6 protein-coding genes are annotated in these 6,248 nt (G+C 69.7%); 1 reads left to right on the top strand and 5 read right to left on the bottom strand.

Annotation, left to right across the window (positions count from 1 at the left end):
- On the bottom strand, positions 1 to 643 hold a 643-nt coding region (locus DPV74_RS38050), incomplete at its 3' end, for a helix-turn-helix domain-containing protein (RefSeq protein WP_162923256.1).
- 443 nt (positions 644 to 1,086) lie between these two features.
- On the opposite strand from DPV74_RS38050, the gene DPV74_RS38045 reads away from it, so the two are divergent.
- The gene (locus DPV74_RS38045; RefSeq protein WP_119339062.1) at positions 1,087 to 2,937 is read left to right on the top strand and encodes a M24 family metallopeptidase; all 1,851 of its coding nucleotides are present in this window, start codon (positions 1,087 to 1,089) and stop codon (positions 2,935 to 2,937) included.
- A gap of 19 nt (positions 2,938 to 2,956) precedes the next feature.
- Here DPV74_RS38045 and DPV74_RS38040 read toward each other — a convergent pair whose 3' ends face one another.
- The 4 genes from DPV74_RS38040 to flgA form a co-directional block, all read right to left on the bottom strand.
- Entirely contained in the window at positions 2,957 to 4,312 is a 1,356-nt protein-coding gene (locus tag DPV74_RS38040) for an SGNH/GDSL hydrolase family protein (RefSeq protein WP_119339061.1), read from the bottom strand.
- A 213-nt stretch (positions 4,313 to 4,525) separates the two neighbouring features.
- On the bottom strand, positions 4,526 to 4,966 hold the full coding sequence (locus DPV74_RS38035) for a flagella synthesis protein FlgN (RefSeq protein ID WP_021163144.1): 441 nt from the start codon (positions 4,964 to 4,966) through the stop codon (positions 4,526 to 4,528).
- 79 nt (positions 4,967 to 5,045) lie between these two features.
- Positions 5,046 to 5,375, bottom strand: coding sequence for a flagellar biosynthesis anti-sigma factor FlgM (flgM, locus tag DPV74_RS38030; RefSeq protein WP_027788917.1), 330 nt, complete (start codon positions 5,373 to 5,375; stop codon positions 5,046 to 5,048).
- A gap of 118 nt (positions 5,376 to 5,493) precedes the next feature.
- On the bottom strand, positions 5,494 to 6,248 hold a 755-nt coding region (flgA, locus tag DPV74_RS38025; RefSeq protein ID WP_119339060.1), incomplete at its 5' end, for a flagellar basal body P-ring formation chaperone FlgA.

Genomic DNA, 6,248 nt, shown 5'->3' with positions numbered 1-6,248 from the left:
GGCCCGTGCGCGGTTCGCCCGCCGCGGCGCGCGCGACGGGGGCCGGTTTCGCGGTGTCCATCGTCGCGGACACGAACCCGGCGCGACGGTCGTCGAACAGCGGCAGCGTGCCGACCGCGATCACCTCGGCCGGCCCGTCGCCCACGTTGGCGACCCGATGCCGCTTGCGCGCGTCGAAGTGCAGCGAGTCGCCGGGCGACAGCGGGTAGTTCTTCCTGCCGATCGTGAAGCAGATCCGGCCGGCCAGCACGTACACGAATTCGTCGCCGCCGTGCGCCACCCATTCCGAGCGGTAGCCTTCCATCATCCGCACCTTGAGCGCGTTGATCTGGCTGCCGTCGAACGTGGTGGACAGGCGTTCGTACCATTGCGACGTGGCGTCGAGCGCGTACGCCTTGCGGCTGCCCTCGTGCGAATCGGGCTGCGCCTGGCGCGGCTGGTCGATCAGCGCGCCGAGCGGCACGTCGAGCGCCTTCGCGACGTTGACGAGCGACGACAGCGAGATGCCCGTGAGATGGCGCTCGACCTGGGACAGGAACCCGACCGACAGTTTCGCTTCGGTCGCGACTTCCAGCAGCGTCTTCTTCGCTTCCCGGCGCAGGCGGCGAATGCGCTGGCCGATACGCATGATGTCTGAATCCATGAATCTCTTTCGCGGCAACGAATCGGGAGGCGGGCGGACGGGCGGTGCAGTCGCCGGACAGGGAATTCCGCGCACCGCACGAAGCACGGCCGCCGGGGCGGCGATGCCGGCGCATTGTACCGCGCGGTGCCGCCGGACGAACGCCCGCTGTGCAGGGATCCGCAAGCGTCATGCCGATTTTAGCCCTACGAAAATTTCAGCTTGACCTCGATTTCAGCGTGCTCTAGATTCTGTCGCGCGCATCAAAAAAAGTTAAGTGAGACGAAAATTTTTTTAAGGGCCTGCCGCCGGGACGGTACGGCGGCCCGGCGTCGTGCCGCGCCGGGTCGAGCGTCGACCGTGCAGCGGCGCCGGGCCGCGTCAGGCCTGCTTCAAGCCTGCTTTGGGCCTGTACCCCGCCGCGTCACCGCCGGCCGCCGACAACAATGCATAACGGGCTTCCGATGATCGATCGACTGAAATACAGCTTCTCCGGCCTTCCCCCGTACGACGCGTCCGTCGTCGACACGCAGGCGGGCCTGTCGCGCCTGCTCGACGCCGCGCGGCTCGACGCGGTACTGGTCACGTCGCAGGACGAGTACGTGACCGAGTACCTGCCGCGCAGCAACAACCCGCGTTATGCGCTGTCGGGCTTCGACGGTTCGGCCGGCTGCGGGATCTTCCTGAGCGCGGCGACCGCGCAGGCGCTCGGCGTGCCGCCGTTCGTGCTGTTCGTCGACGGTCGTTATCACCTGCAGGCCGAGCAGCAGTGCGATCCGGCGCGCGTGCGCATCGAGAAGCTCGGGATGAACGTGACGATCTGGCAGGCGATGGCCGACTGGCTGGTCGCGCACGGGAGCCGGCTCGCACGGGTCGGCTACGACGCGCGGCGGATCAGCGTCGCGCAGCGCGATCGCCTGTTCGAGCAGACGCAGGCCGCGTCGCTCGACTGGACGAGTCTCGCCGATCGCGAGATCGATCTCGCGATCGCGTTGCCGGGCTGGGTCGTCGAGCGGCCGATCTTCGAGGTGCCGGAAGCGATGACCGGCCTGAGCGTCGCGCAGAACCTCGACGCGCTGAACCGCAAGCTCGCCGCGCATACCGGCGCGCCGGACGGCAGGACCGCCTTCTTCACCTGCGCATCGGACGACCTCGCGTATCTGCTGAACAGCCGCGGTTATCACATCCCGAATGCGTCGTCGCACCTCGGCTTCCTGTTCGCGGTGGGCGGGCAGGTGGCGTTGTTCCTGCCGGAAGGCTGCGACCGCTGCGAGGTCACGCTCGAGTCGTATCCGGCGCTGCATGTGATCCGGCGCGATGTCGTGGCGCTCGAGCGCTTTCTCGCGCCGTTCGCGGTCGAGCACGTGTGCTACGGCTTCGAATCGGTGAACTGCGCGCTCGTCGACGCGGTGAAGCGAGTGTGGCCGCAGGCGCGGCATGCCGATTTCAACCCGGTCGAGGCGATGCGGGCCGGCAAGACGCCGGCGGTGCTCGACCGGTTCCGCGACGCGTTTGCGCGCAGTTCCGCGGCGATCGCCGAGACGATGCGCTGGGCGAAGACGGGCGAGCCGGGCGTGCGCCATACCGAATACGACCTGGCGCGCGCGATCAACGATGCATACGCCGCGCGTTCGGCGGTTGCGCTGACGTTTCCGTCGATCGCCGCGAACGGCGCGAACAGCGCGTTCGCGCATTACACGGCGGCGAGCGCCGACGTCGAGCTGACGGAAGGCGAACTCGTGCTGCTCGACAGCGGCGCGTATTACGAAGCCGGCTTCGCGACGGACTGCACGCGCGTGGTGCTGCGCCGGACGCGCCCGGATACGGTCGCGCAGCCGTGGCAGCGCGAGATCTACACGGTCGCGCTGAAGGCCTGCATCAAGGGGCTCGTCACGCGCTTCCCGAGCACGGCAAAGGGCGGCGACGTCGATGCGCTCGTGCGGCAGGTGTGCCGCGATCACGGCCACGATTTCGGCCACGGCACCGGGCACGGCGTCGGGATTCACGTGCACGAGGGCGGCGTGCGGTTCGCGCCGGGCGCGCAGTACGGGCTCGTGCCGAATGCGGTGATTTCCGTCGAGCCGGGCATCTACCTGCCGGGCAAGGGCGGCGTGCGGATCGAGAACATCGTGATCATCCGCCAGGACGACGCGCAGCCGGATACCGTGACGTTCGAGAACATCGTGACGGTCGGCTACGACTGGGACCTGATCGATCTCGACCTGCTGGACGACGACGAGCGCGCGTACCTGCGCGACTACGAGCGGCTGTGCGTCGAGCGCGGCACGCAGGTCACCGCATGTCCGCTGCTGTAGGCACCGCCGCCCGCGCCGGTCAGTTCAGCAGGCGCGCCCGCGCGAACGGCGCGATCCGCTCGGCGAGCCACGCGTGCGTACGTGTCGTCGGGTGCAGCGTGTCCCAGAACACGAAGCGCGCCGGGTCGCGGCAGTCCGCGCGCGGCGTCTGCGCGCTCAGGTAGGTGAGCGACGACGGTTTCGGGATGTCGAGGCATGCGCGCTTCGCGTCGTCGAAGCCGTATTGGGCCGGATGGCTCAGCAGGTCGTCGAACAGCGCGTACGCGTCGAACACCTCGAGCCGCAGCGTCGCGCCGTAACGGGCGCGCAGCGCGGCGGCCGCGTCGGCGAGGCGCCGGTTGTAGTCCTTCACCTGCGCGGCGACGCTCGCCGTGTCGGTGCGCGTCGCGAACACCGGTGCGCGCGACACGTCCGGCAGCGTGACGAGCATGATCCGCGTCGCGCCGGCCGCGGCGAGCCGCTCGAGGCTGTCGCGCACCGCATTCGCCGCCTGCTCGGGCGAGCGCCCGTAGTTCACCAGGTCGTTGCCGCCCGCGAACACCGCGAACAGCGTGTTGGCGGGCCGGTAGTCCGGCGCGCGATCCATGTATTCGCGCCACGAGTCGATCTGCTGCACGAGGCCCGGCACGACGAGGTACTGGTCGGTCGCCGCGCCGCCGATCGCCCAGTTGTAGAACGGCAGCCGCAGCGCGTTCGCGAGATATTCGGCCCACACCGGGCCGTTGCTGAAGCGCCCCGCCTGCCAGCTCGTGCCGTTCGGCAGCTTCCACTGGCTCGCGTTGAACATGTTCTGCGTGTCGGACAGGCTGTCGCCGAACACGATCAGCTTGTTGACGCGTGCGTCCTGTTGCGCGGCGTCGACGGTCCACACCGTGTAGTTGAACGACAGCGCGTTGTTTGCCGCGACCGCCTGCACGAGGTCGGACCTGATACCTTTCGCGGCCAGCGTCTTGCGGCACACGTCGGCGAGCGTGTCCTGCGTCGTCGTGCTGTAGAACATGTTCTTCCACTGCGCGATGCCGTCCGCCCACCAGTAGCCGGACACGCGATACCAGTCGCCGCCGGCGGGGTCGCGCGCCCATTCGTAGGTCGCGGCCGGCTTCAGCGGATCCGCGTCGATCCGGTACCAGCAGCGCAGGTACGTGTAGGTGTCGGACCCGCGGCGCGACGCGCGCGGCGTCGCGCCGGGCGTACCCGGGGCGGCCGGCGGCACGATGTCGGGGCCGGCCGGCGACAGCGACATGTCGCCAGTCGGCACGGGCAGCGGTGCGGCACCGGCGGCCTGCGCGGCGGAAAGCGTCAATGCGGCGCCCAGCGCCGCGGTGGCGGAAACGGCGGCGCTGCGGTACGAAAACGGAATGCGGAAATATGGCATGCGGCCCTCTTCTGATTGTTGTGACGGGACGGCGGCGCGGTTGCGCAGCCGTGTATCGGAAGGGACCGTGAGTGCCGGGTTCGAGCCCGGTCTGTCGAAATGCGGGAGGCCGCGAATGGCGGCGAGGTGCTGCGAGGTACTACGAGCTGCTGCGAGGTGCGGCAGGGAAGGCAGCGGCGCCGCTGCCGGTCAGTCAGTTGGTCAGTCAGTGCTTCAGCGCATGAGCGCCGACACGCGCCCGTCGGGGCCATAGACGCCGGCCGGCGCGGGCGCCGAGCGCAGTACCGCGAGCGCGCGCTCGTTGTAGTCCATCCGGATCCGGATCAGCATCCCGTTGTTCGCATTGGCCTGGCGCGCGCGTTCGGCGGCCTGTTGCAGCAGCTGCCAGCGGCCGGCGAGGCGCGCATCGCGCTCGGCGGCCTGGTCCATCCCCTTCTTGCCGGCCGGAAAGCCGAGCGCGGAAAGCTGGGTGTCGCGCGTGCGTTCGAGCTGCGCGAGCCGGTCGATCAGCTCGCTCTTCTTCTCGACGATCCCGGGCAGCATCTCGAGCGGCTGGGCCATCGTCAGCGCCTTTTCCTCGTAGGCGAGCAGGGACGCGAACGCCTCGACCGTCGCGTGTTCGTCGTTGACCGTGGCCAGCAGCTCTTCTCTCATCGCGTCATGCTCGTCGCGCCGGCGCGGGTTGGGCGCGCCGGCAAACCGGGAGACCGGGGGACCGGCCGCGAGGCCGGCTTCAGTTGCCCGGGCGCTGCTGCTGCAGCAGCTCGCGGGCGGTATTCAATACGCCGTCGGCGATCTTGTTCGCATCGATCGTCAACGTGCCGTTGTTCAGCGCGTCCTTGATCGACTGGACGAGGCCCGTGTCGATATCGGCGTTGCCGGACGCGGATACCGAACGCAACTGGCCGGACAGACCCGACAGGTTCACGGTCGTGTCGCCGCCGGTCGACCCTGCGTCGGCCGCCTGCGCGGACGAAGACGAGGCCGTGCCGGATGGCGCACGGGTCGCGCCGTTGCCGGTCGGCGCCAGGGGGCTCGGGTTCGGAGTGGAATCGATCTTCACGATGGGTTTCCTGTTCGGTTTGACCCAGATAACGGCCGGGTCGGCCCGAACTTTAGCATCGCGAGCCCGAAATGCTCCGAATAAACAATTCTTTACATTCTTGCCGCTGGATCCGTTCCTACAGCGGAATCTCCACGGTGCCGGCGTCCTTGACGATCGCCGTGACGATCTGGCCCGCCGCCATCCGCACCCTGACCGACTGGCCGGGCGCGGCATTCGCCAGCGCGCTGCCCTCGGCCGAAATCGTGAAACCGGGCCCGGCCGCGACGACCCGCACCGTCTGGCCGGCCGACACCGACGCCGCGCTCTTCAGCAGGTCCTGCCGCAGCGGCAGCCCGGCCGAGATGCGCGCGAGCGCGGTCGAGCCGATCGCCTGCGCCGGATCGGTGATCACCGCGAGCGGCAGCACCGTCAGGTCGCCGTCGCGGGCGACCAGGTCGGCCGCGGAGAGCGGCTCGCCGGGCGCGATCTGGCGCGCGGCGACGTAATAGGTGGCCTGCACGGTCACTTTCGCCTGCAGATAGACGGTCCACGGCCGCTCGCCCGCGCAGCGCACGCCGACCGTCGTGCGGCCCCACAGGCGCGCGCCGGTCGGCATGAACGGCTCGAGCGTCGTGCATGCGGCGAGCCCGCGCGGAAACGCGGTCGTGACCGTCGCGGTGGTCTTGCCGGGCAGGCCCGCGATCTGTTGCTGCAGGAACGCGAGAGCCGCGCGGCGGATCGACTCGGGATCCTGCTGGCCGGGCGGCGTCGCGGGCTGGACGGTATTGGCTGCATTGGCCGCCGGGGCCGCGTTGGCGGAACCCGGCGTCGCGCGCGGCGCCGGCAATGCCGACGCGGCGCGGGCGGCCGCCATGCGTGCGGCGAAGACCG

This window comes from Burkholderia sp. HAN2018, assembly GCF_024704855.1.
GTDB classification, from domain to species: domain Bacteria; phylum Pseudomonadota; class Gammaproteobacteria; order Burkholderiales; family Burkholderiaceae; genus Burkholderia; species Burkholderia cepacia.
This window is presented reverse-complemented; position numbering and strand designations above follow the sequence as displayed.